Origin of the sequence: Nonomuraea sp. NPDC005730 (genome assembly GCF_040630865.1) — a bacterium.
Lineage (GTDB): Bacteria > Actinomycetota > Actinomycetes > Streptosporangiales > Streptosporangiaceae > Nonomuraea.
In genome coordinates, this window is record NZ_JBEXYK010000061.1 from 1 (window position 1) to 23,747 (window position 23,747).

The 23,747-nt window shown below is 72.6% G+C and carries 23 protein-coding genes; 11 read left to right on the forward strand and 12 right to left on the reverse strand.

From position 1 onward, the window contains the following. Window positions 1-29 precede the first annotated feature (29 nt). The 5 genes from ABZ444_RS41445 to ABZ444_RS41465 form a co-directional block, all read right to left on the reverse strand. Complete coding sequence (locus ABZ444_RS41445) at window positions 30-1,253, reverse strand: MFS transporter (protein WP_358009376.1); 1,224 nt, start codon at window positions 1,251-1,253, stop codon at window positions 30-32. 165 nt (window positions 1,254-1,418) lie between these two features. Continuing rightward, window positions 1,419-3,116: a GAF domain-containing protein gene (locus tag ABZ444_RS41450; RefSeq protein ID WP_358009378.1), complete on the reverse strand. Its 1,698-nt coding sequence runs from the start codon at window positions 3,114-3,116 to the stop codon at window positions 1,419-1,421. Window positions 3,117-3,180: 64 nt separating this feature from the next. Beyond that, window positions 3,181-3,837, reverse strand: coding sequence for a CBS domain-containing protein (locus ABZ444_RS41455; protein WP_358009380.1), 657 nt, complete (start codon window positions 3,835-3,837; stop codon window positions 3,181-3,183). Between the two features lie 110 nt (window positions 3,838-3,947). Further along, window positions 3,948-4,352 carry a nuclear transport factor 2 family protein gene (locus tag ABZ444_RS41460; protein ID WP_358009382.1) on the reverse strand — a complete coding sequence of 135 codons (405 nt, stop codon included), beginning with the start codon at window positions 4,350-4,352 and terminating at the stop codon, window positions 3,948-3,950. Window positions 4,353-4,445: 93 nt separating this feature from the next. Then, window positions 4,446-4,967: a carboxymuconolactone decarboxylase family protein gene (locus ABZ444_RS41465; protein ID WP_358009384.1), complete on the reverse strand. Its 522-nt coding sequence runs from the start codon at window positions 4,965-4,967 to the stop codon at window positions 4,446-4,448. Between the two features lie 87 nt (window positions 4,968-5,054). Here ABZ444_RS41465 and ABZ444_RS41470 point away from each other — a divergent pair, with 87 nt between their 5' ends. The 4 genes from ABZ444_RS41470 to ABZ444_RS41485 all read left to right on the forward strand — a co-directional run bounded on the left by ABZ444_RS41470 (window position 5,055) and on the right by ABZ444_RS41485 (window position 7,787). Next, window positions 5,055-5,672: a DUF4142 domain-containing protein gene (locus ABZ444_RS41470; protein WP_358009386.1), complete on the forward strand. Its 618-nt coding sequence runs from the start codon at window positions 5,055-5,057 to the stop codon at window positions 5,670-5,672. A 72-nt stretch (window positions 5,673-5,744) separates the two neighbouring features. Beyond that, a complete protein-coding gene (locus ABZ444_RS41475) occupies window positions 5,745-6,200 on the forward strand; it encodes a hypothetical protein (RefSeq protein ID WP_358009388.1) in 456 nt (151 codons plus the stop codon). 129 nt (window positions 6,201-6,329) lie between these two features. Further along, on the forward strand, window positions 6,330-6,965 hold the full coding sequence (locus tag ABZ444_RS41480; protein WP_358009390.1) for an MFS transporter: 636 nt from the start codon (window positions 6,330-6,332) through the stop codon (window positions 6,963-6,965). Between the two features lie 150 nt (window positions 6,966-7,115). Beyond that, window positions 7,116-7,787 carry a copper resistance protein CopC gene (locus ABZ444_RS41485; RefSeq protein ID WP_358009392.1) on the forward strand — a complete coding sequence of 224 codons (672 nt, stop codon included), beginning with the start codon at window positions 7,116-7,118 and terminating at the stop codon, window positions 7,785-7,787. A gap of 16 nt (window positions 7,788-7,803) precedes the next feature. Here ABZ444_RS41485 and ABZ444_RS41490 read toward each other — a convergent pair whose 3' ends face one another. The 3 genes from ABZ444_RS41490 to ABZ444_RS41500 all read right to left on the reverse strand — a co-directional run bounded on the left by ABZ444_RS41490 (window position 7,804) and on the right by ABZ444_RS41500 (window position 10,690). Beyond that, on the reverse strand, window positions 7,804-9,051 hold the full coding sequence (locus tag ABZ444_RS41490; RefSeq protein ID WP_358009394.1) for an MFS transporter: 1,248 nt from the start codon (window positions 9,049-9,051) through the stop codon (window positions 7,804-7,806). After that, a complete protein-coding gene (locus ABZ444_RS41495) occupies window positions 9,048-10,139 on the reverse strand; it encodes a PLP-dependent cysteine synthase family protein (protein ID WP_358009396.1) in 1,092 nt (363 codons plus the stop codon). Before ABZ444_RS41495 ends, ABZ444_RS41490 begins: the two co-directional genes overlap by 4 nt. An 83-nt stretch (window positions 10,140-10,222) precedes the next feature. After that, complete coding sequence (locus ABZ444_RS41500) at window positions 10,223-10,690, reverse strand: hypothetical protein (protein WP_358009398.1); 468 nt, start codon at window positions 10,688-10,690, stop codon at window positions 10,223-10,225. Window positions 10,691-10,940: 250 nt separating this feature from the next. Here ABZ444_RS41500 and ABZ444_RS41505 point away from each other — a divergent pair, with 250 nt between their 5' ends. The 5 genes from ABZ444_RS41505 to atpE all read left to right on the forward strand — a co-directional run bounded on the left by ABZ444_RS41505 (window position 10,941) and on the right by atpE (window position 15,759). Continuing rightward, on the forward strand, window positions 10,941-12,215 hold the full coding sequence (locus ABZ444_RS41505) for an aminotransferase class V-fold PLP-dependent enzyme (protein ID WP_358009400.1): 1,275 nt from the start codon (window positions 10,941-10,943) through the stop codon (window positions 12,213-12,215). Between the two features lie 67 nt (window positions 12,216-12,282). Further along, window positions 12,283-12,672: a metalloregulator ArsR/SmtB family transcription factor gene (locus ABZ444_RS41510; protein ID WP_358009402.1), complete on the forward strand. Its 390-nt coding sequence runs from the start codon at window positions 12,283-12,285 to the stop codon at window positions 12,670-12,672. Further along, a complete protein-coding gene (locus ABZ444_RS41515) occupies window positions 12,672-13,589 on the forward strand; it encodes a cation diffusion facilitator family transporter (RefSeq protein ID WP_358009404.1) in 918 nt (305 codons plus the stop codon). The genes ABZ444_RS41510 and ABZ444_RS41515 overlap by 1 nt, the downstream gene beginning before the upstream one ends. Window positions 13,590-13,747: 158 nt before the next feature. Continuing rightward, the gene (locus tag ABZ444_RS41520; protein WP_358009406.1) at window positions 13,748-15,319 is read left to right on the forward strand and encodes a M28 family metallopeptidase; all 1,572 of its coding nucleotides are present in this window, start codon (window positions 13,748-13,750) and stop codon (window positions 15,317-15,319) included. Between the two features lie 206 nt (window positions 15,320-15,525). Then, window positions 15,526-15,759, forward strand: a complete 234-nt coding sequence (gene atpE / locus ABZ444_RS41525; RefSeq protein WP_352329951.1) for an ATP synthase F0 subunit C — start codon at window positions 15,526-15,528, stop codon at window positions 15,757-15,759. A gap of 551 nt (window positions 15,760-16,310) precedes the next feature. On the opposite strand, the gene ABZ444_RS41530 is transcribed toward atpE, so the two are convergent. Then, complete coding sequence (locus ABZ444_RS41530; protein ID WP_358009408.1) at window positions 16,311-17,519, reverse strand: acyl-CoA dehydrogenase family protein; 1,209 nt, start codon at window positions 17,517-17,519, stop codon at window positions 16,311-16,313. Between the two features lie 140 nt (window positions 17,520-17,659). Between ABZ444_RS41530 and ABZ444_RS41535 the strand changes: the two genes are divergently transcribed. Continuing rightward, window positions 17,660-18,898 carry an MCE family protein gene (locus ABZ444_RS41535; protein ID WP_358009410.1) on the forward strand — a complete coding sequence of 413 codons (1,239 nt, stop codon included), beginning with the start codon at window positions 17,660-17,662 and terminating at the stop codon, window positions 18,896-18,898. 174 nt (window positions 18,899-19,072) lie between these two features. Here the strand turns inward: ABZ444_RS41535 and ABZ444_RS41540 are convergent, their stop codons facing one another. Next, the gene (locus ABZ444_RS41540) at window positions 19,073-20,275 is read right to left on the reverse strand and encodes an MFS transporter (RefSeq protein WP_358009412.1); all 1,203 of its coding nucleotides are present in this window, start codon (window positions 20,273-20,275) and stop codon (window positions 19,073-19,075) included. An 87-nt stretch (window positions 20,276-20,362) separates the two neighbouring features. Between ABZ444_RS41540 and ABZ444_RS41545 the strand changes: the two genes are divergently transcribed. Next, window positions 20,363-20,935 carry a TetR family transcriptional regulator gene (locus ABZ444_RS41545; protein ID WP_358009414.1) on the forward strand — a complete coding sequence of 191 codons (573 nt, stop codon included), beginning with the start codon at window positions 20,363-20,365 and terminating at the stop codon, window positions 20,933-20,935. A 110-nt stretch (window positions 20,936-21,045) separates the two neighbouring features. Here ABZ444_RS41545 and ABZ444_RS41550 read toward each other — a convergent pair whose 3' ends face one another. After that, window positions 21,046-22,014 carry a glucosyl-3-phosphoglycerate synthase gene (locus ABZ444_RS41550; RefSeq protein WP_358009416.1) on the reverse strand — a complete coding sequence of 323 codons (969 nt, stop codon included), beginning with the start codon at window positions 22,012-22,014 and terminating at the stop codon, window positions 21,046-21,048. A 34-nt stretch (window positions 22,015-22,048) separates the two neighbouring features. Beyond that, on the reverse strand, window positions 22,049-23,521 hold the full coding sequence (locus ABZ444_RS41555; protein WP_352351541.1) for a helix-turn-helix domain-containing protein: 1,473 nt from the start codon (window positions 23,519-23,521) through the stop codon (window positions 22,049-22,051). Window positions 23,522-23,747 lie beyond the last annotated feature (226 nt).

A 23,747-nucleotide genomic window follows, 5' to 3' on the forward strand; every position in this document is an offset into this window, starting at 1 on the left:
GCCGGGCCCCGCACTTTCGTGGGGTGCGGTCAGCGTGAGCCGACCGGACCCGCCACGCGGCGGGCGGTCAGCGCGCGGACCGCGGTCACCGTCAGGGCCAGGGTGAGCACGGCGGTGGCCGCCAGCAGGGCCAGGCCGAGGCCGTACGAGCCGAGCCGGCCGTACAGGAAGCCCATCACCAGCGGCGGGACGAACCCGCCGAGCCCGCCGGCGGCGCCGACCAGTCCGGTGACCGTGCCGACCTTGTCGGCCGGGGCGACCTGCGCGACGAGGGCGAAGGTGGCGCCGCTGCCGGCGCCGAGCGCGGCGGCCATGGTCAGGAACGCGATCGTGCCGACCGGCATGAGGCCGGGGGTGAGCGCCTGCACGCCCGCCGTGACGGCGGTGACGACGAACACGCCGGTCAGCACGGGCACCGGGCCGACGCGGTCCGACAGCCAGCCGCCGATCGGCCGCGCCAGCACGGCCAGGACGACGAACCCGGCCATCCGGTTGGCGGCGTCGGCCTGCTCCAGCCCGTAGCCGGTCTGCAGGTAGGCGGGCAGGTAGACCGAGAAGGCGACGTAACCGCCGAAGGCGACCGCGTACAGCACGCACGCCTGCCAGGTGATCGGCAGCCTGAGTGCGGCGGCCATGCGCGCCCCGAGCGGCTGGGTGGCGACGGTGCGGCCGGGCGCGTCGCGCAGCACCAGCCACGCCACGACCGCGTACGCGGCCAGCACGACGGCGGTGATGAGGAACGGCACGGCGGCACCGCCGGCGCGGACCAGGGGGACGGTGGTCAGCGCGCTGATCGCGGTGCCGCCCATCCCGGCGCCGAAGATGCCGACGGCCAGGCCGCGCCGGTTCGGCGGGAACCAGGCGTTGACGAACGGCACCCCGACGGCGAACACGGTGCCGCCGACGCCGAGGAAGAAGCCGCCGATCAGCAGCGAGACCATCGACGTCTGCCCGAACAGGCCGACGAACAGGACGGGGACGATGGTGGCCGCCGAGACCAGCGGGAACATCACCCGCCCGCCGAACCTGTCGGTGAGCGCGCCGACCGGGATGCGGCCCAGCGACCCCACGATCACCGGTACGGCCACCAGCAGCGCCTGCTGCCCGGCCGACAGCCCGAGCAGTTCCTTGAAACGCGGCCCGAGCGGACTGAGCAGGGCCCAGGCCCAGAAGTTCACCGCGAAGCCCAGGGTCGCCAGGGTGAGCATCAACGCCGGGCTGCGGCCGGGGGTGGTGGCCGGTGCGTTCGTCATGTCTTCCTCACGTGGTTCATGCGGAGGTGGGGCGGCCTGGATGGCCGCGATCACCTGGCTGTGCCGTTCCATCACAGCTCAGCGGGCATGACGCGGGGTATGGACGAAGGTCCCGACCTCCCGGGACTTAGGACGCGCGAGGGGCTGCGCGCGCTGTGACGGCCGTCACAGCGGGACGTGCCAGCGCAGCCGGGTGCCGCCCTCCTCCGGCGTCTCCAGCTCGGCGGCCCCGCCGAGGGAGGCGGCCCGTTCCTCGATGTTGCGCAGGCCGCTGCGCCGCCCGCCGTCGCCCACGCCGACGCCGTTGTCGCCGACGACGAGGGTGAGCCGGCCGCCGGCGACCTCGATGGAGACCTCGGCCCGGGTGGCGTGGGAGTGGCGCACCACGTTGGACAGCGCCTCGCGCAGGACGGCGAGCAGGTGCCCGGCCACCGGGTCGGGCACCAGGGTGTCGATCTGGCCTTCCATCCGCAGGCCGGGCATGAACCCCAGGTGCGCGCCCGCCCCCTCCACCAGGTCGACGATCTTCGTGCGCAGGCTCGGCGCGGCGTCCTCGCGCGGGGCCTGGAGGGCGAAGATGGACGAGCGGATCTGCCGGATGGTCTCGTCCAGTTCGTCGATGGCGTGCTGGAGCCGTTTGCCCGCCTCCGGGCGCTCGACCAGCCGGACGGTGCTCATCAGCGTCATGGCCGTGGCGAACAGCCGCTGGATGACGACGTCGTGCAGGTCCTTGGCGATGCGGTCGCGGTCCTCCAGCAGGCCGAGCCGTTCGGCGTCGCGGCGGGCCTCGGCCAGTTCCAGCGCGATCGCCGCCTGCCCCGCGAACGACTCCACCATCTGCTGGTCGGCCCCGCTGAACGGCAGCCGCCCGCCGCGCTTGGCCAGCATGAGCACGCCCCGCACGCGGGGCGCGGCGCCCAGCGGGACCATCAGGCCCGGCCCGTAGCCCAGCCGCCGCAGCGGCGAGTCGGGGTAGGGCGCGCCCGGCAGGTCCCGCTCCGACCTGGGCTCGGCGTGCGTGAACGCCTCCCCCGCCAGGGTGGCCGAGACGTCGAACGCCATCCCCAGCAGCTCGTCGGCGCCGTCGCCCTCGGCCACGTCGACGGTCAGCGTGCCGCCCGACGGGTCGGGCAGCAGCACCTGGACCAGGTCGGCGTCGCACATCTGGCGGGCCCGCGCCGCCATGGTGGTGAGCACCTCGCGGGAGCCGGCGCCGGACAGCAGGCTGGTGGTGATCTCCGAGGACGCCTGCAGCCAGGTCTCGCGGCGGCGCGACTCCTCGTACAGGCGGGCGTTCTCGACGGCGACGCCGGCGGCGGTGGCCAGCGCGATGACGATGGCCTCGTCCTCCTCGTCGAAGTCGCCGCCGCCGCGTTTCTCGGTCAGGTAGAGGTTGCCGAACACTTCGTCGCGCACGCGTACCGGGACGCCGAGGAAGGTGCCCATCGGCGGGTGGCCGGGCGGGAAGCCGTAGGACTCGGGATGGTCGGAGATGCGGCCCAGCCGGAGCGGACGGGCGTCCTTGATCAGCAGGCCGAGCAGGCCCAGCCCGTGCGGCCAGTGCTCGATCCTGGCGATCTCCTCCTCGCTCAGCCCGACCGGGATGAACTGGACGAGCGTCTGCTCCTCGCCGACCACGCCCAGCGCGCCATAACTCGCGTCCACCAGCTTGGTCGCGGTCTCGACGATCCGGCGCAGCACGGTCTCCAGGTCGAGGTCGCTGCCCACCGAGACGACGGCCTCCAGCAGCGCGTGCACCCGGTCACGGGTGGCGAGGACGGCGTTGAGCCTCGTCTGCAGCTCGGCCAGCAGCTCGTCGAGCCGCATCTGGGGCATCAGGCTACGCTGCTCACTTTCCGACATACCGTTCAGTGTCCCAGCAGATCGCCTCGCCGCCGGAATCAGCCCGCCGGATCGCGGCCGCCCGCTACAGCAGCGGCGGGACGGTGAACAGGTCGTCCCGGTCGCGGTCGAGCTCGGTCACGACGTCGACGACGCCCTCCACCGCCCGCACCGCCTCCGCCAGCGCGGCGGCCCGCGCCCCGCCCGCCACCCTGCCGGTGATCGTGACCACGCCGGCGTCGACCGTGACCGCGAACGTGCCGTCCGGCGGGAGCACGGCCCTGACGTCCGCCTCCAGCTCGGCGGCCGGGCGGGTGAAGACGCGCAGCACGTCGCGCTGGTGCAGGGTGCCGACGACGCGGCCGGTGACCGGGTCGATCACCGGGAGCTGCCTGATCCGCCGGGCGTGCATGATCCTGGCCGCCTCGCGCACCGGCATGCCCGGGGTGACCGTGACCGCCGGCGACGTCATCAGCTCCGCGGCGGTGACGGCGGCGGCCTTGCGCCGCTCCTGCCGCCGCGCCCGCGAGTCGAGGACGGAGACGGCGTGCCGGGCCTGGCCGGTCTCCTTGAGCAGCAGGTCGTCCTCCGACACCACGCCCACCGGCCGCCGGTCGGCGTCGATCACGGTGACCGCGCCCACCGCGTACCGCTTCATCGCCGCCACGATGTCGGCGAACGACGCGTGCTCCAGCACCGCGATCGCCACGCGTCCCATGACGTCCTTGACCTCGATCGACATGATCGCCACCTCGCTTTCCGCCTCCACGGTCCCTCGCGCGGGGGCGGTGGCGGCAGCGGCGAACGTCCCGCGGGCGAAGGGCTAAGGTCCTGGGCGGCGGGAGCGGGGTGTCAGTGCAGCGGGCCGGCGAAGACCACGATCTCGTCGATGTCGCCGGCGGCGGTGAGGTGGACCATGTCGGTGCCCGACAGGACGGTGGCGCCGTCGGGCCCCTCGAAGCGCCAGCCGAACCGGGCCCACTCGTGCGGCGCGTCGACGGACGTCGTACGGACCATACGGCAGCCGCCGGCCCGGTAGCCCTGCACCACCTCGGTGACGAAGTCGGCCACCGCGCCCCGGCCGGACCCGCGGCCGAGGGGCCCCCAGAACACCACGTCGGCGGCGAGGGCACGGCTGAGCAGCGCGGAACGGTGGTCGGGGTCGTCGGCGTTGGCGGCGGCGATGAAGGCGTCGATCGCGTCGGCGTGGGCCCGGTGGTGCCGCTGCGGGGATGCCGCCGGGTCGCGCACGGTCATGTCGTCCTCCAGCCGTCACCGGGGGCGTGCGGGAACCGGGTCCGGCGCACGCCGATCGCCATGGGCCAGTACATCACGAGCGGCGCCCCTGACCTACTCCGCTTGCGGCTGGTTGCCCACGAGCAGGTTGAACGCGCCGGTCAGCAGGTTGACCGAGACCAGCCCGACGACCTCGGCGATCACCCGGTCGCTCCAGCCGAGGGAGCGCAGCTCCGCCACCTCCTCGTCGGTGATGGACGACGGCTCGACCAGCACCCGCACCGCCACCGCGATCAGGGCGGCCTCCCGCGCGTCGGCCGAGGTGCCCTGGCGGGCCAGCGCGACGTCGGCCTCGCTCAGCCCGGCGGCCAGCGCCCCCTCGGTGTGCGCGGCCAGGCACGTGCCGCAGCCGATCCACTCCTGCACGGCCAGGGAGATCTTCTCGCTGAGCGCGCGCGGGATCCTCACCCGCTTCATCGCCCGGGAGAAGTCCAGGTATCCCTGGAGCAAGGCGGGCGAGTGGGCCATCGTGGACACCATGTCACCCACCCCGCCGTGCCTGGCGACGATGTCGTCCAGGATCTGACGGGACTTCTCAGGGGCCTTCTCAGGAACGAGCGGTGCAAGACGTCTCATACGTCGCACTCTATACCCATAGGGGGTATCGAGGAAACGGTCCCGGTTTCGTTGAACCGGATCCGGCGGGCCCGCGTACCTTCGAGCATGCACAGGCTCCTGCGCGGTGAGATGTTCATGCTCGGCGGCTTCGTCGCGGCGGCGGCGGCGACGATCCTGCTGATCCTGCCCCCGTCGATCGACCCCGCGGACGCGCAGCGGACCCTCACGCCCTCGGGCCCCCTCTCGGCCGCCGACGTCGACCTGCTGATCAAGGTGCGGCAGGCCGGCCTGTGGGAGATGCCCGCGGGCGAGTACGCCGCCACCCGCGCCCAGTCGCAGCGCGTCAGGCAGGTCGGCAAGCAGATCATGGGCGAGCACCAGAAGCTGGACCAGATCACCCGCGACACGGCGGCCAAGCTCGGCGTCGCCCTGCCCGACGAGCCCAACCCCGACCAGCAGCGCTGGCTGGCCCAGCTCGCGGCCGAGAGCGGCCCGGCCTTCGACCAGGACTACGCGAACCTGCTGCGCGCCGCGCACGGCAAGGTCTTCGGCACCCTGGCGCTCGTCCGGGCCGGGACCAGGAACGCCGAGATCCGCAAGTTCGCTCAGGAAGGCATCAACTTCGTCATGCGCCACATGACGTACCTCGAATCGACCGGCCTGGTGAACCACACCCAACTCCCCGAACCCCCGCTCCCGTCCCCCGCCCCGCCCACCTCCTGACCTGCCGGCCCCTGGAAGCACGTCTTTCCACGGGGGACCGGCCCCATCGACACTCCGGCGGAACCCTGACTCATGCCCGAACCCCTCGAAGCACCCGCCCGCGCGTCGCGGCAGGCCATCGCCGCCCTGGGCATCGCCCTGCTGGCGGGGTGCGCGACCGCCCCCGCCCCCCAGGGGCAGCCGGCGCACCACCACGGCGCCGCTCCCCCCGCCCCCGCCGTCGCCGTCGCGCCGAAGGTGCCGGCCGGCGACATGAAACAGCTCACCACCCTGCTCGGCTGCCCCGCCGGCAAGCTGCAGACCGACGCCGCCGAGCTGCGGCAGGCGGCCTGCGACACCCCCCAGGGCCGCCTGACGATCGTGACGTTCAGCACGGACAACGGCAAACGAGACTGGCTCGACATCGCCCAGGCCTACGGCGGCGCGTACCTGGTCGGCGACCGCTGGGTCGTCGTCGCCACGGCCGACCGGCTGGAACGGTTACGCGGCCGCCTGGGCGGCGAGCTCGAGACCCCGCGACACCATTGACCCCTCCCAGCCGGGCCGCCTCCCCCGCCGCGCCGCCCGTCGCGCCCGCCCGGTGCGCCCGCCCGGTGCGCCCGCCCGGTGCGCAAGGACGCGGATGACGACCCGGCCGGGCTCTGGCACGATGGCCGGATGCAGGTCGCCCGTCCCGTGGTCCGCGCGCTTCGCGCCGCGGTGTTCACGGCCGTGTGCGTCCTGGCCTCGGCGGCCCTGCACACGCTGGTCGGCGGCACGGCGATCGCGCCCGGCCCGCTGGCCCTGGCCGTCGCGGCGACCTTCGCGGCCGCCTACGCCGCCGGTTCCCGTCCCCGCGGATGGGCGCCCCTGCTGGCCATGTGCGTGGCCGCCCAGTACGGCCTGCACGAGCTCTTCGACGCCTCCGAGTCCACCCGGTACGGCCTGAGCCACCTGCTCGACACCTCCTCGCCGTCCTTCGCCGGGCCGCCCGCCGGGCCGGTCGCCCATGGGCACGGCTCCTCCGGGATGGTGGTGATCCACCTGGCGGTGGCCGTCTCGTCGAGCTGGTGGCTGGCCCGCGGGGACGCGGCGCTGGCGGCGTTGCTGCGGTTGAGCACGGTCCGGCTGGCCCGGCTGTGGGCCGTCCTGTGCGCCTGGTCGTCCGTCCTGGCGCCGCCGCCCGCCGGGCCCGCCCGCGCGTGCCCGCTGTGGCCTCCCGTGGCGGGTCACCGGGCGCTGCTGCTGGCTCCGGTGCTCTCCCGGCGCGGGCCGCCCCGCCCGGCTGCGCACGCCCGGCCGTCCGGCCGCTGACGTTCCCCGTCATGCGGCGGGTCCGGCGTGCCTCCCGGCAGGCAGACGACCCAGCCGGCGCCGCCGCGGTACGCCCCTCGCGTCCCGCCGCGCGCCGGACCGCATGTCCATCCGGCGATCGAGCCGGATCCAGGAACCTCGGAGTTCGCAGTGACCCATTCCCTTCGTTCCGCGCGCCGCCCGTTCCGGGCGGCCGTTCGTGCCGGTGTCGCCGTCGGCGGCGCCGTCCTGCTGCTGCTGGCCGCCGCGCCCGCCGCGCTGGCCCATGACCGGCTGAAGAGCAGCTCACCCGCCGACGGCGCCAAGCTGGCGCAGGTGGAGAGCATCGAGCTGGAGTTCACCTCCCGCATGACCCTGCCGACCCTCGTGCTCGACGGCCCGGCGGGCGAGAACCTGCCGCTGGGCAAGCCGCGCGCCCAGGGCGTCACGGTGAAGGCCGAGCCGGCCGAGCCGCTGGAGCCCGGCCGGTACCGGCTGGCCTGGCGGGTGGTCTCCTCCGACGGCCACCCCATCGCCGGCGAGCTGCGCTTCACCGTCACCGCCCCGGCCACCCCGACGGCGAGCGAGTCCGAAGCCGCCCCGACCGAGACCCCGACCGATTCCCCGACCGAGACCGCGTCAGCGTCCACGTCCTCGACCCCGGTCGAAGCCGCCCCGGCGGCCTCCTCGTCACCGGTCGCCCAGGCCGAGGCGGACACGGGCTCGGGCGGGGTGCCCGGCTGGTTGTGGGTGGCCGCGGCGGCGCTGGTGGCGGGCGGAGCCGCGACCGTCGTGGCCGGCCGTCGCAGGCGCGCCGCCGGGGACGCCGGCCCCAGGTCGTGACCCGGTCGCCGGCGCTCTAGGTCGCCATCGCCGCCGGCAGGCGCGGCCGGAGGGCCCGGCGGCGCTCCAGGCGGGCCACCGCCAGGGCCGAGGCCAGCCCCGCGAAGGTCAGTGACAACCAGGGCAGGCCCGCCCAGCCCGCGTCGGCGGCGACGTCCAGCAGCGCGCCCGACAGCAGGTTCCCGGCGAGGATCCCCGCGCCGGAGGCCAGGTTGTACAGGCCGTAGTAGGTGCCGACCAGCTCCTCGCCCGCCATGTCGGCGATGGTGGCCATCTCGAACGGGAAGGCCACCAGCGTCCCGGCGCCGAGCAGCAGCGCGCACACCAGCGCGGCCGTCAGCGTCGCCGCCCGCGGCAGGTGGAGCTGCGCGACGGCGACCATGGGCAGGAACGCCGCCCCCATGAGGGCCAGCCCGCGGGTGATCGCCTGGCCGCGGCTCCACCGTTCGCCGCACCAGGCGGTCAGGCGTACCTGCCCGGCGATGCCGAGCAGCGCCGACACCGCGTACAGGGCGGTCACCGCCCACTGGCCGCCGCCGGCCCGCTGCACCTCCAGCGGCAGGGCGAGGTACATCTGGTACGACAGCGCGTACGAGGCGATCATCGACGCCGCGAACGAGACGAACGCCCGGTCGCCGAACGCCCGCCGCCACGCCCGCAGCACCGGCTGCCGCGCCGCCCCCGGCTCCCGTGGCCGCGAGGGCAGGTAGAACCCCTGCAGCACGGTCAGGACGGCGAAGATCCCCGCCGCCCCCAGACACACCACGGTGAACCCGCCCGCCAGCAGCAGCACCCCGAGCAGCGGCCCGAGCAGGATGCCGCCCTGGTAGAACACGTTGAACACGGCGAAGGCCGCCACCTTGCGCGGCCCGGCCGCGGCGGCCAGGTACGCGCGGGCGGCCGGGTTGAACAGCGCCCCCGCCAGCCCTGTGATCACCGCGGCCGCCACCAGCAGCGGCAGCGACGTGGTGAGCCCGAACAGCGCGAACCCCACGGTCCGCAGGGCGCACCCCGCCATGATCATGGGTTTGTGCCCGAACCGGTCGGCCAGCGTGCCGCCGATCAGGAACATGCCCTGCTGGCTGGCGTTGCGCAGGCCGAGGATGAGTCCGATCGTCCAGGCCGCGAGCCCCGCGCCGGCCGACAGGTGCTGGGCGAGGTAGGGCATCAGCATGTAGAAGCCGATGTTGATGCCCGCCTGGTTGATCTGCAGCAGCCGGATCGGCCGGTCGAAGGAGCGGAACTGCGCCAGCGTGGCCTTCATCGCCTGCCCGCCAGCGGGTCGCGGACGGCGGCGCAACGGGTCCAGCGGCGCACCTCGCGCTCGGCGGGGTCGTCCAGCTCGTCGGGCTCGTCGGCCGGGGTGATGCCGAGCAGGCCGTGGGCGCGGCAGTAGCCGTCGTCGAAGACGGTGTTCCAGTAGCGCCAGGGCCCGTCGGGGAAGACGGCGACGACGCAGCCGCCCGGCCCGGCCCGCCCGGCCAGCCAGCGGGCCACCAGGCTGACGGCTCCGGTGCTCCAGCCGCCGGAGACGTAGTGCTGGGCCGCCAGGGTGCGGCAGGCCCACACCGCCTCGGCGGCGCTCACCCAGTGGACCTCGTCGAAGGCGTCGTAGGCGACGTTGGCGGGATGAATGCTGGAGCCCAGGCCGCGCATCAGGCGGTGGCGGTCGGGCTGCCCGAAGATGGTCGAGCCGACGGTGTCGACGCCGACCAGCCGCAGCCGGGGCAGGTGGCGGCGCAGCTCGCGGGTGATGCCCGCGCTGTGCCCGCCGGTGCCGACCGAGCAGACCAGGGTGTCGATGTGCGGGAGCTGGGACAGCAGCTCGCGGGCCAGCCCGGCGTAGGCGGCCACGTTGTCGGGGTTGCCGTACTGGTCGGGGCAGTAGGAGCCGGGCAGCTCGGCCAGCAGCTCCTCGACCCGGTCGCGGCGGGCCCGCTGCCAGCCGCCGGTGGGATGCGGCGCCGGCACGATCTCCAGCCGTACGCCGTAGGAGACCAGCAGCCGCTGCATGAGCGGTTCCATGCCGGGGTCGGCGACCAGGACGACCGGATGGCCGAAGGTGATCCCGGCCAGGGCCAGCCCGAGGCCGAGGGTGCCGCTGGTGGACTCGACGATCGTCGCGCCGGGGGCCAGCTCGCCCCGGGCGCGGGCCTGCCGGACCATGTGCAGGGCGGGCCGGTCCTTGATGCCGCCCGGGTTGAAGCCCTCCAGCTTGGCCCAGAAGCCGCCACCGTCCGCGACGAACGGCGCGGCGACGAACGCCAGCGGGGTGTTTCCGACGGTGACGCAAATACCCGAATTTCCGATGGCGGGCAGAATGTCAGGGCGCGGCAAAGTATCGTACGACATTGGTGGTAATCCCCGAGATGAACGGCGCACGCGGAAGACGTCGCGGGCGCGGCGGAAAAGGACGGCGACGAAAGACGCGCGTCCTATATGCGCATCACGCGGGAATTCTCCTGACCTGACGCGGCCGGCCGCGAGGCGGCCCGCGGCGCCGGCCGGACGGGCCCGGCCACGACGGCCGCGGGCCCGGCGGCGAGCACGGGGACGGCGGCCACGGCCGGCGCGGCGGCGGCGGTGGCCGCGGTGGCCGCGCACTCCTGCTCGGTGCCGTGCAGGTGGCCCGGCGGCAGCTCGCCGTGCAGGCACCCGGCGTCGCGCACCGGCATCCGCCCGGACAACCATCTGACGTGCCGGTGCACGTCGGGGTGGGCGCCCTGGACAGACGGGGCGGGACCGCCCTGGGCCCGTTCGGACAGCTCGACGGCCGCGCACGCGCCGCCGTGCGCGAACACGACCGTGATCAGCAGGGCGAGGGTCAGCATCGCGTGCGGCCACCAGCGGCCGGCCCCCGGGGCGGGCGGGCGGAGTGCGCGGGCTGACCTGGTCGTGAGCATCACCGCAGATCATGCCCGCCACGCGGCGCGGCGCGCCGGGAGAAGGCCAAGGTCGAGGTAAAGAAATTCCCGGCGCGCGGGAATCGCCGCCGAGAATCACTTCGAACACCCTCGATTTCGTTCGTCGTCGATTTCCCGCCGGATGACGGGAACGACGGCGAGCCGTTCCCGCCGCGCGGCGACATCTCCGCGACACTGGCATTCGCCGGCGCGGCCCCGATGCCGCGCCGCCCGACCTTGGGGGTGTCTCATGGCCCTGTCCAGACGTGCGGTCATCGCCGGGGTCGGCGCGCTGGCCGCACTCCCGCAGGCGCTCCCGCAGGCCGCCGCCGACGCCTCGGGCACGGCCCGGGACGAGCGCTTCTGGGCGGGTGTGGCCGGGCAGTTCCGGGTCAGCGACGACTTCGTCAACCTGGAGAACGGCTACTACGGGATCATGCCCGAGCCCGTCCGGCGCGCCTACCACCGCAACGTCGACGTCCTCAACGCCCGCAACTCCCACCTGCTGCGCACGGCGTACAAGGCCAGGGCGGACGAGGTTCGCGACCGGATCGCCGCGCTGCTCGGCGTCACCCGTGAGGAGATCGCGCTCACCCGGGGCGGCACCGAGGCGCTGCAGAACCTCATCTCCGGCTACCGGCGGCTGCGGCCGGGCGACGCCGTGCTCTACGCCGACCTGGACTACCCCTCCGCCCAGCACACCATGAACTGGCTGGCCGGGCGGCGCGAGGCCACGGTCGCCCGGTTCGTCCTGCCCGAGCCCGCCACCCGGCAGGCGGCGCTGGACGCCTACGAGCGGGCGCTGCGGACCACCCCCAGGGCCCGGCTGCTCCTGCTGTCGCACATGAACAACCGCACCGGCCTGGTCCTGCCGGTCCCGGAGATCGTCGCGATGGCCCGCGAGCGCGGCGTGGACGTCGTCGTGGACGCCGCCCACTCCTGGGGGCAGCTCGACTTCACCCTGCCCGCCCTCGGCGCCGACTTCGCCGCGTTCTCGCTGCACAAGTGGATCGGCGCGCCCCTTGGCACCGGGTTCCTCTACATCCGCCGGGACCGGCTGGCCGACATCGAGCCCGTCTTCGGCGACGAGAGCTTCCCGGCCGGCGACATCCGCTCGCGGGTCCACTCGGGCACCATGGACGTCGCGGCGCCCCTCACGGTCCCCGACGCGCTCGACTTCCACCTGCGGCTCGGCGCGGCCGTCAAGCAGGCCCGGCTGCGGCACCTGCGCGACCGCTGGGTGAGCCAGGTGCGCGACCTGCCGGGCCTGCAGATCCTCACCCCGGACGAACCCGACATGTACGGCGCGATCACCGCCTTCCGCATCGCCGGCCGCACCTCCACGGCCGACAACGAGGCCGTAGCCGCCACCCTGCTGGACACCTACGGCCTCTACACGGTCGCCCGCACGGGCATGGCCGGGGGCGACGCCGTCCGGGTCACCCCGGCGCTGTTCACCTCGGCCGCGCAGGTGGACCGGCTGGCGGCGGCGCTGCAGCGGCTGACCCCGCGGCTGCGGGCCTGAGGCGGGTTGACAGATCACCGACATGTCCCGCTAAGTTAGACATGTGAACAGTTCTTCAGATGAGCACGTGTTGGCCGTGGACGGCTGCGCGGTCAAGGTGGTCGACGCCGACCGCGTCGCGGCCGTGCACGAGCGCATGCCCGCCGCCGAGGACCTGGCCGACACCGCCGACGTCTTCGGCCTGCTGTCCGACCCCAACCGGCTGAAGCTGCTGGTCGCCCTGCTGGACGGCGAGCTGTGCGTGTGCGACCTGGCGGCGGTGACCGGGCAGAGCGAGTCCGCGGTCTCCCACGCGCTGCGCCTGCTGCGCGCCCACCGCATCGTGGCCGCCCGCCGCCCGGGCCGGATGGCCTACTACCGGCTGGAGGATCCGCACGTACGGATGCTGCTGGACCTGGCGCTGGCCCACACCGAGCACACCGAGGCCATCCACCCCGAACGCGAAGGGATGTCGTGATGGGCGCCGGACACGGACACGGGCACGGGCAGGCCCAGGGGCACGCCGGGGCCCGGCACCGCTGGCGACTGGCGGTCTCGTTCGTCCTGATCGGCGCGTTCTTCCTGGTCGAGCTGGGCTACGGCCTCTTCTCCGGGTCGCTGGCGCTGCTGTCGGACGCCGGTCACATGGCCGCCGACGTCGTCACCCTCGGCGCGGCGCTGGTCGCGACCAGGATCGCCGGCCGTCCCGACACCACCGGCCGGCGCAGCTACGGCTCCTACCGGGCCGAGGTGTTCGCCTCCCTGCTGGCCGTCGTGCTGATGCTCGGCGTCGCCCTGTACGTCGTGATCGAGGCCGTCGGCCGCATCGGCGGCAGCGCCGTGGTCTCCTCCGGCCCGATGCTCGTCGTCGGCGCCATCGGCCTCGTGGTGAACCTCGTGGCCCTGCTCCTGCTGCGCTCGGGCGCGAGCGAGAGCCTCAACGTCAAGGGCGCCTACCTGGAGGTGGTGGCCGACACCGCCGGCTCGGTCGGCGTCATCGTGGCCGGCTGGCTGGTGGCCACCACCGGGCAGGCGTTCTGGGACACCGTCGTCGCGCTGGCCATCGGCGTGTTCGTGGCCGTCCGCGCCGTGTCGCTGGGGCGGCAGGTCTTCGCCGTCCTGGGGCAGCACGTGCCCGAGGGCATCGACGCCGCCGCCGTGGCGGCCGACCTGGCGGCCATCGACGGCGTGCACAACGTGCACGACCTGCACCTGTGGACGCTCACCTCCGGCATGAACGTGGCCACCGCGCACCTGGTCACCGCCGAGCCGGGCGACAACCACGCCGTCCTGGACCGGGCCCGCGACGTGCTGCGGCAGCGCCACCACATCGCGCACGCCACGTTGCAGGTGGAGCCGGTCGACCACCGGGGCTGCGACGAACTGGGCTGGTAGCGGGCGGCGCGCCGAGCCGCCCGTGTCGTCCCCACAATGCACTTGTCCAACATTGGACGACTCAAATTCTTCCCACGGGTGGATTTGTCGGCTTATGTATTCTCCTGGGCCGCTGAATCGGGAAAGACACCTGCTTCATCTCAGTTCGAGGAGCTCGTATGCGCATCACCCTGCGCAGAGGCACCTTCCGCGTCCTTGCGACGGCCGCGGCACTGTCCCTGCCTCTGGCTCTCCTTCCGACCGCGGCGCAGGCGGACCCCACGCCTGCCCCGGCCGAGAAGAAGCTGATCGACTCGGTCACCGCCCCCGCGGTGAAGAAGCACCTGCAGGCACTGCAGAACATCGCCGACGCCAACAACGGCAACCGCGCCGCCGGCACCAGCGGCCACCTGGCCTCGCGTGACTACGTCGCCGCCAAGCTCAAGAAGGCCGGTTACCACGTCACCCTCCAGCCGTTCGACATCGCCTACTTCGAGGAGAAGTCCACGGCGCTGATGGAGCGCGTCTCCCCCAGCCCGCGCGTCTTCACCCCGACCCCGCCGGACGACTCCTCCGTCGGCGAGTTCGCCACCATGACCTACTCCGGGTCCGGCGAGGTCACCGCGTCGCTGCAGAACGTCGATCTCGTCCTGCCGCCCGGCCCGACGCCGAGCACGTCCAACTCCGGGTGCGAGGCCGCCGACTTCGCCGGGTTCACGCCGGGCAAGATCGCGCTGCTGCAGCGCGGCACCTGCGACTTCGTGGTCAAGGCGAACAACGCCAAGGCCGCCGGGGCCGTGGCGGTGATCGTCTTCAACGAGGGCCAGCCGGGCCGCACCGCTACCCTGCGCGGGAACCTCGGCACGCCCGTCACCATCCCCGTGCTGGGCACCAGCTTCGACGTCGGCCAGGAACTGGCCACGACCGGCGGCGTGATCCACATCAAGACCGACACCGTCAGCGAGATGCGCACCACCTACAACGTCATCGCCGACTCCAAGTGGGGCGACCCGAACAAGGTGGTCATGTCCGGCGCCCACCTCGACTCCGTCCCGGCCGGGCCGGGCATCAACGACGACGGCTCCGGCACCGCCGCCACGCTCGCCGTCGCCGAGGCCCTGGGCAAGATCCCGACCCGCAACCGGCTGCGCTTCGCCTGGTGGAGCGCCGAGGAGCTGGGCCTGCTCGGCTCGATCCACTACGTGGAGACGCTGCCCGCGGCCGAGCTGTCCAAGGTCAAGCTCTTCCTCGACTACGACATGCTCGGCTCCACCAACTACGCCTTCAAGATCTACGACGGCGACGACTCCGACGGCGTCGGCGCCCCCGCGGGCCCGCCCGGTTCCGACGAGATCGAGAAGCTCTACGAGAAGTACTTCGACCTGCTGCACCAGGGGCACAACGGCACCGACTTCGACGGCCGCTCCGACTACGGCCCGTTCATCGAGGCCGGCATCCCCTCCGGCGGCGTGTTCACCGGCGCCGAGGGCATCAAGACGCCCGAGGAGGCCGCGATCTTCGGCGGCACCGCCGGACAGCCCTACGACCCCTGCTACCACCAGGCCTGCGACACCACCGCCAACATCAACGACAAGGCACTCGCGCTGAACACCGGCGCGGTCGCCACGGCGGCCGTCGTCTACGCCTACAGCCGCGACCTGCCCGGCCCCGACACCGCCCGGCCGGCCGCCAAGGCCAGGACCGCCACGAGCACCGTCAAGGCGACCGTCGAAGGCAGGGAGACCCGCTGACCCCGGCCCTTCCGTGCGCCCGCGACGGGCGCACGGAAGGAACCGCTCACGCGTTCTACATGTAGATCGATTTGTCCAGTACGTCGATCAACGAGCATTTTGCGGATAAATTAGAGAAACGCCATATTTTCTTTCTCGCGTCCACGGGTTGAAATGCAAGCAGACCAGCGATTCACTGCTTCACCGGACGCCAGAAAGGCGGCGCAATGCACGTACTCGCTCAAGTCTCCGGCAACATCACCGCCATCGGTTACGGTCTGGCCGCGATCGGCCCCGGCGTGGGCGTCGGCATCATCTTCGGCCAGGGCGTGCAGGCCATCGCCCGCCAGCCCGAGGCGTATCCGCTGATCCGCCAGAACATCCTGCTCGGTTTCGTCCTCACCGAGGCCCTGGCCCTGATCGGGCTGGTCGCGCCGTTCATCTTCCAGTTCCTGAAGTAAACGCCGCGTTCGCGAGGCGAATGGCGAATCCGAGCTGAAGATGGGTGGCGATGACCGTCCCGGAGTCACGCCACCCCCACGACATGCGGCCGTTCCTCACGGTGATGAGCCGCTGAATCTCGCTCGTCCTCTGGAAGCGAGGCTCACTTGGGCGGATCCTTCACCTTGCCGGAAGTAACTGCCAATTCCCGTGGATCGTAGTGAGCCTTTTTACGCCTCACGCTCTCGGCCGCCCTTCTCGGCCAGTAGCTGACGGAGTCGTTAGATCTCGGAGATCAGCCGAGGGATGTCGCGGCGGGCGTTCGCGATGATCTGAGCGTTCTCATCCCAGCGCGCGTCGGCGGCTCGTGGGCCGTCATCAGGCCGCTCGCTCCGCACGTCCGATCAGGCGCGCCGACGCGCCCTGGGCGGACTCGACCAGTTTGCAGGCCATCGCCAGGCCGGCGGCGCGCCTCTGCCCCGTGCTCACCTTGGTGCGGCGCCGGATGGCGCCCTCGATCGGGTTGGTGGTGCGCAGACGGCGACACCTCGGGCCCTGCGCGCTGTTCTCCTCAGCGGACCGGCAGGCCGGTTACCGCTCGGCCGATGATGAGCCGCTGGATCTCGCTCGTGCCCTCGAAAATGGTGTAGATCTTGGCGTCGCGGTGGAAACGTTCCACCGGGTGTTCCCGGGTGTAGCCGGCGCCGCCGAGGATCTGGATCGCCTGTTCGGTCACCCACACCGCCGTCTCGCCCGCCACCAGCTTCGACATCGACCCCTCGGCCTGCTCGAACGGCCTGCCGTTGCGCGCCATCCAGGCCGCCCGCCAGGTCAGCAGGCGGGCCACGTCGACGCGGGTCGCCATGTCGGCGAGCAGGAACGCGATCGCCTGGTTGTCGCCGATCCTGCGGCCGAACTGCTCGCGTTCGCGGGCGTAGTCCCTGGCGTACTCGAAGCCCGCGCGGGCGATGCCGACGGCCATCGCCGCGACCGACGGGCGGGTGGTCTCGAACGTGCGCATCGCGGCCTGCTCGCCGGCGCGTTCGCCGTTGCGGACCCTGGCCAGGCGGGCGTCCAGCTTCTCCTTGCCGCCCAGCAGGCACGAGCCCGGCAAGCGCACGTCCTCCAGGATCACCTCGGCGGTGTGCGAGGCGCGGATGCCGTGCTTGCGGAACTTCTGCCCCATCGACAGGCCGGGCGTGCCGGGCGGGACGACGAAGCTGGCCTGCCCGCGGGTGCCCAGGGACGGGTCCACCGAGGCGACGACCACGTGCACGTCGGCGATGCCGCCGTTCGTGGCCCAGGTCTTGACGCCGTTCAGCACCCAGTCGCCGTTGTCGTGGACGGCACGGGTGCGGATGGCGCCGATGTCGGAGCCGGCGTCGGGCTCGGAGGCGCAGAAGGCGCCCAGCTTGACGTCGTTCTCCGTGCCGAACATCTGGGGCAGCCACTCCCCCAGCTGCTCCGGGGTGCCGTTCGCGGACAGCGCGGCGGCGGCCAGGCCGGTGCCGACGATGGACAGGCCGATGCCGGCGTCCCCCCAGAAGATCTCCTCGAACGCCACCGGCAGGGCCAGGCCGCTCTGCTCGAACCATTGGGTGGCGAAGAAGTCCAGCGAGTACAGGCCGATCTTGGCGGCCTCCTGGATCACGGGCCAGGGGGTTTCCTCGCGTTCGTCCCATTCGGCGCCCGCGGGGCGGATCACGTCGCGGGCGAACGCGTGGACCCAGTCACGCACCTCGATCACGTCGTCACTGAGCTCCGGACAGAACCCGGTCATCGCGTCCACTCCCTGGCCGTTCCATTGTTACCGTCGGTAACACCCTACCGGCGAGTAGGGCTTGGCCGGAAGGTGCGACGGTATGGCGACTCACGGTAATGTTCTGGTCACCGTTCGCCCATGTCGATCGAGGAAGGCCGATGGACCGCCGGCTCGCCGCACTTCTCGCCGTCCTCGCGTTGGCGGCGGCGTATCTGCTGCTCAGGCCGGTCGCGGGCGTCCGCGCCGTCGCCTACTTCGACGCCGCCGTGGGGCTGTATCCGGGCTCCGACGTGCGCGTGCTCGGGGTGCGGGTCGGGCGGGTCACCGCGGTCAGCCCGGCGGGCGCCCAGGTCCGGGTGGAGCTGGCGCTCGACGCCGGACGCAAGGTCCCGGCGGGCGCGCAGGCGGTCATCGTGGCGCGGTCGTTGATCGCCGACCGGTTCGTGCAGCTCACGCCGCCGTACCGGGGCGGCCCCGTGCTCCAGGACGGCGGCACGCTGAGCCGGACCCGCTCGCCGGTGGAGATCGACGAGGCGTTACGCGGCTACGACCAGCTCGCCGCGGCCCTCGCCCCACCGGTTTCGCCCGAGTCCGGTTCACCTCAGGCCGGTTCCCCACGGCCCGGTTCCTCTCAGGCCGGTTCTCGGCCCGGCTTCTCGCGGCCCGGTCCGCCTCGGCCGGGGTCGGGTGGGGTGGCGGCGGACGAGCGGGGGGCGCTGGCGCGGTTGTTGCGCGTCTCGGCGGGGACGTTCGGCGGGCAGGGCGAGACGGTGGGGGCCACCGTGCGAGGTCTGTCCGACGCGGCCTCCGTGCTGGCCGGCGACGGCGACGACCTGGCGCAGACCGTCCGCGACCTGGCCACGATCACCGGGGCGATGGCCCGCGACGACGCGTGGATCCGGGCGTTCATGAAGGACCTGGCGGGCGTGTCGGCGCAGCTCGACGGCGAGCGCGAGGAGCTGCGGGCGGTGCTGGGCCAGCTGTCCTCCACGCTCACGCAGGTCGCCGACTTCGTCGAGGACAACAGGGGCGAGATCGCCGCCAACACCCGCGATCTCGCCCACCTCACCACCCTGCTGGTACGTCAGCGCACGTCCATCGGTACGTTCCTCGACACCGCGCCGCTCGCCCTCAACAACGCGAACAACGCCTACGACCCCGTGAGCGCGACGTTCCGGGCCCGGTTCAACCTCAACGGCCAGACCGACGACGTCGCGATGTGGTTGTGCTCGCTGGCCCACTCCATGGACGGCGGCTGCGAGTCGCTGCTCGGCGCGCTCAACCCCCTTGCACGGGCGCTCAACGACACGGTGGCCATCGACACGTCGTGGCTGCTGCCCGACGTGCATGTCGACCGCCCCGACCTGTCGCTCGGCGGGCTCGTCACAACCCGCTGACCGCCTCCCCGCAGACCGGCCCCCACCGGACGCCGAACGGCGATGCCGGTTCAGCGTCAGATGGGGGCCTGGCGGGTCGAGGTCGAGTGGCGGGTCGAGGGGCCGCGCCGGTCCAGCCTCCAGTGAGGGCCGGTAGGCGGGTCAGAGGCCCGGCGAGGGCCCGGCGGTGGGGGGTCAGCGGGTGGTGGGGGTCCGGCGGTGGGCGGAGGTGAGGACGGCCAGGGCGGCCAGGCCCATGCCGATCGCCAGACCGTACACCAGCGGGGTGAACCCGCCGAAGGCGGCCGCGAGCTGCGGGCCGACGCTGCCGCCGACGGCGAGGGCGAAGGAGAACAGGGCGAGTGCCGTGCCGCGGGCCGGTCCGGCCTGGGCGGAGATGGCCTCGTTCATGCTGGGCAGGCCGCCGGTGATGGCGGCGACATAGACGGCCAGCAGGAGCGCCAGGCCGAGGGCGCCGGCCCCGCTGAACGCGACGGCCGCCAGGGCGAGCGCGCCCACGGCCAGGAACGCGGCGGCCCTGGCCGTGGTGGGGATCCGGGCCAGCCACGGCATGAGCACCGGCATCAGCACGATCGAGGGCAGCCCGGACGCGCGCAGCGTGAGCAGGTCGGCGGAGGACGTGCCGCCGTAGATCTGCAACCCGGTGTAGACGGCGACGAACCCCGCCATCAGCATGACCGTGGCCAGGTAGCGCAGCGCGAGCACCCGGTCGAACAGCAGGCCGGGCACCGCGCGGTAGGCCGACAGCAGCGACCCGGCCGCCTCGCGCGGCAGATCGGGCAACATGACGGCGCGCAGGCCGAGCCCGGCGAGGGCGAAGCCGGCGGCCGACAGCAGGAACAGCCCTCGCCAGCCGATCGCCTCGACCAGCACCTGCGCGCCGACCTGCAACAACACGGCCGAGGCCAGGAAAGCGCCGGTCACCGCGGCGATGGCGATCACGCGGCGGCGCGGCTCAAGCCGTTCGGCCAGGTAGGCCATGCCGGCGGGCGGGAACATCGCCACGGCCACCCCCTGCAGGGCTCGCAATACGAGGGCCACCTCGACGTTCGGGCTCAACGCCACCAACGCGCTGGTCAACGCGGCAAGCGGCAGGCCTGCCATCAGCAGGCGGCGGCGGCCGTACCGGTCAGAAAGGGGGCCGAACACCAGGAAACCGACGCCGTAGCCGGCGCCGAACGCGGTGACCAGCCAGGTCAGGCCGCCGGGCGAGGCGTGCCAGCCGGTCGCCATGTCGTGCAGCAAGGGGATCACGATGTACAACTGGCCGCTGCACAGGACCGCGGTGAGGGTGAACGCCAACAGGGTGCGGCCGAAGCGGGCGAAATCGGTACGGACGGCCGGAGCGGCCTCCGTACGGGGAAGCGTGAGTGCCATGGCAGAGGACGTTAGCCAACCAACCAGTTGGACGTCAACTAGTTAGTTGGTTTTCAACCAACTAGTTGTTGGTGGCAGAATGGTGGCATGTCACCCAAGGTCTCGACCGCCGCCACCCGTGCCGCACTGCTGGAGGCCGCCCGCGAGGAGTTCGCCGCGTACGGCGTGGCGGGGGCGCGTGTGGATCGCATCGCGGAGCGCGCCGGCGTCAACAAAGAGCGCATCTACGGGCATTTCGGCAACAAGGAGAAGTTGTTCGACACCGTCATCAACGAGGCGCTCGACGACCTGACATCGCAGATCGCCCTGCCCGGCGCCGATCCCGTCGACTACGTGGCCCGGCTGACCGATTACTACCGGCGCCATCCCGACCTGGTCCGGCTGCTCATGTGGGAGGCGCTCAACTACCGCGGCCAGGAGCTGCTGCCCGGCCAGGAGGCCAGGGTCGAGCGGTGCGCGCGCAAGGCGGCCTCGCTGGCCGAGGGGCGTGGCGAGGAGCCGTCGAAGGCGACGTCGCGCACGCTGTTCATGCTGACCGGGCTCGCCCTGTTCCCGTCGATGATGCCGCAGCTCGGGCGGATCATCCTGGGCGAGGCCGCCGAGGACCACGACGCCATCCGCGACCAGATCGGCGCCTTCGTGACAGCAGCCCTCAAGTAGGACCTCACGGACACCCGCCCACTGACTCCGCGGGCCGCCCAGGAGAGGCAGGTGCGGCAAACCAGTCATCGCGGGCCCGCCACCAGGACGAGCCGAGCGCGGCGGGACCGTTACGGAGGCGGGTCGAAGGTGGTTGGGCCGGTCATGTCGGCGGGGTGGGTCAGGGTGAGCATCGGGGGGCGTTCGCCGATGGCGACCTGGCGGGTCAGCACGTCGTGGCCGCCCTCGCACCGCCGGAACTGGGCCAGCTCCACCCCCGGCACATGACGGGCCTCGATCTTCCCCTGGCGCCGCAGCCGCGACCACGCGGCCAGCATGATCTGGGCCGCCATCCCCCCGAGTGCCTCCGTCGACTGCGGGGCGTGCTCGCGCGACCCCAGGTCCACCTGGGCCAGGCCGTCGAGCCCGGCCAGGTCCAGCAGGTCGATGAGCAGGCCGAGCTCCACCCCGTACCCGGTCAGGAACGGCACGCGTTCCAGGGCCGAGCGGCGGCCGGCGTACTCCCCGGCGAGGGGTTGCACGAACCCGGCCAGTTCGGGCCAGTGCAGGTTGATCAGCGGGCGGGCGACCAGCTCGGTGACGCGGCCGCCGCCGTTGGGTGCGCCGTTCAGCGGACGGTCGTAGCAGCCCTTGGTGTAGGCGACGGTGGGATCGGTGAGCAGCGGGCCGAGCACCCCGGCGACCAGCGAGGCGCGGAAGTGCCTGATGTCGGCGTCGGCGAAGGCCACCACGTCGCCGGAGGTGACCGCCAGCGACTTCCACAGTGCCTCGCCCTTACCCTCCAGCGGTGCGAGCTCGGGCAGGATGTCGCGCTGGGCGTGCACGGCGGCCCCGGCCCGCGCCGCCACGCGCGCGGTGTCGTCGGCCGAGCACGAGTCGATGACGACGATCTCGTCCACCAGGCCGTCCAGCTCGCGCCGGATCACCTGGACGATCTCGCCCACGGTCTCCCGTTCGTCGCGGGCCGGCAGGACCACGCTCACCGTGGTGCCCCCCTTGGCCGCCACGAGGTCGCGCAACGGCCAGTCCGCGGCGCACGAAGTTCGGCGATGCCACCATTTCCGCACATCAGGCAGCATGTGCGACACCTCCCCCGTTCCCCCGCTTGTCAGCTTATGCGAGGGTCGCGTGACGCTCCAGGAAGGTATAGACGTCCGCCTCGTCCACACCCGGGAACGACCCGGGCGGCAGGGCGGCCAGGATGTGCGAGTTGGCCCGCGCGGACGGCCAGGCGTAGCCCTCCCAGCGTTCGGCCAGCTCAGCGGGCGGACGGCGGCAGCAGTCACCGTTGGGGCAGCTGGACTTGGTGCGGTTGGTGGTCTCCCGGCCCCGGAACCACCGCGACTCCCGGTACGGCACCCCCAGCGTGATCGCGAAGTCCCGTTCCCGCGAGGGATCGACGTGCGCGACGCAGAAATAGGTGCCGGTGGGCGAGTCGGAATACTGGTAGAAGACCGAGAACCGGTCGGGCGAGGCGAACACCTGCCGCCCCGACCACTGCAGGCACATCCGCTGCCCCTCGATGGCCCCCTGTTCGTCGGCGGGGAAGACGATGCCGTCGTTCTCGTACGCCTTGTAGATGGTGCCACCGGCGTCGTTGCGCACGAAGTGGCAGACGAGGCCCAGGTGGTGGGTGGCCAGGTTGGTGAAGCGGTGGGCGGCCATCTCGTAGGAGACGGCGAACACGTCCCGCAGGTCCTCCACCGACAGCGCCCGCGCCGCCTTGGCCTCCTGGAGGTAGGGGGCGGCGGCCCGTTCCGGCACGAGCACGGCGGCGGCGAAGTAGTTGGCCTCGGTGCGCTGGCGCAGGAAGTCGGCGAAGTCGCGCGGTTTGCCGTGGCCGAGCGCGAGGTGCCCGAGTGTCTGGAGCAGGATCGTGCGCGGGGTGTGCATGCCGAGCTGCTCGTGTTTGACGTAGATGCGCCGATTGCGCAGGTCGGTGATGGAACGCACCGAACGCGGCAGGTCCTGGGCGGTGTGGACGGTGTAGCCGAAGTGCGTGACCAGGCCCTGGATCGTGCTCTGGGACAGGGCGCCGGTGCGGTAGCCGACGGCGTCGAGGGCCTCGGCCGCGGCCTTCTCGATGTCGGGGAAGTAGTTGCCCACCTCACGCTGCCTGCGCCGCAGCTCGGCGTTGGCGGCCCTGGCCTCCTCGGGGGTGGCGGTGCCGCGGGCCTGCCGGGCGCGCAGCTCGCCGTACAGGCCGAGCAGGTGTTCCAGGACGTCGTTGGGCACGCGCGCGGAGACCTTGAGCCGGGGCAGGCCGAGACCGGCGTAGATGGGGTCGCGCTGCGCCTCCTCCAGCGCGATCTCCAGCTGGGCGCGCCGGTTGGGCGGCTGGCGGCGCAGCAGCTCCTCGACGGGGACGCCCAGCGCGGTCGCCAGGGACTTGAGCAGCGAGAGCTTGGGCTCGCGCTTGCCGTTCTCGAGCAGCGACAGCTGGCTGGGCGCCCTGCTGACGCGCGAGCCCAGGTCCGACAGGGTGAGGCCGCGCTGTTTGCGCAGGTGGCGCAGACGCTGGCCGAACGCGATCAGATCGAGCTCCTGCGTCAAAGACAGCGGTTCTTCGCCTAGCAGGGACGCCATACAGGCATCTTAGACAGAAATTCGGCCCATTTTCTAGCCTTTGGACACTCAGGGGTCGTCGCGGCGGGACGCGAGGGCCGCGCGCGGTTCGGGACGAGGATTGGTCTAGGCCAACAGGAAAACTTGCGATTTCTTCTCATCTGAATACCCACGAGTAATGCACAAGCTGGAAATTTTGACGATTCTTCTCAGCTCTGAAGCCTATTGACCTGCGGCCTCCGGGCAG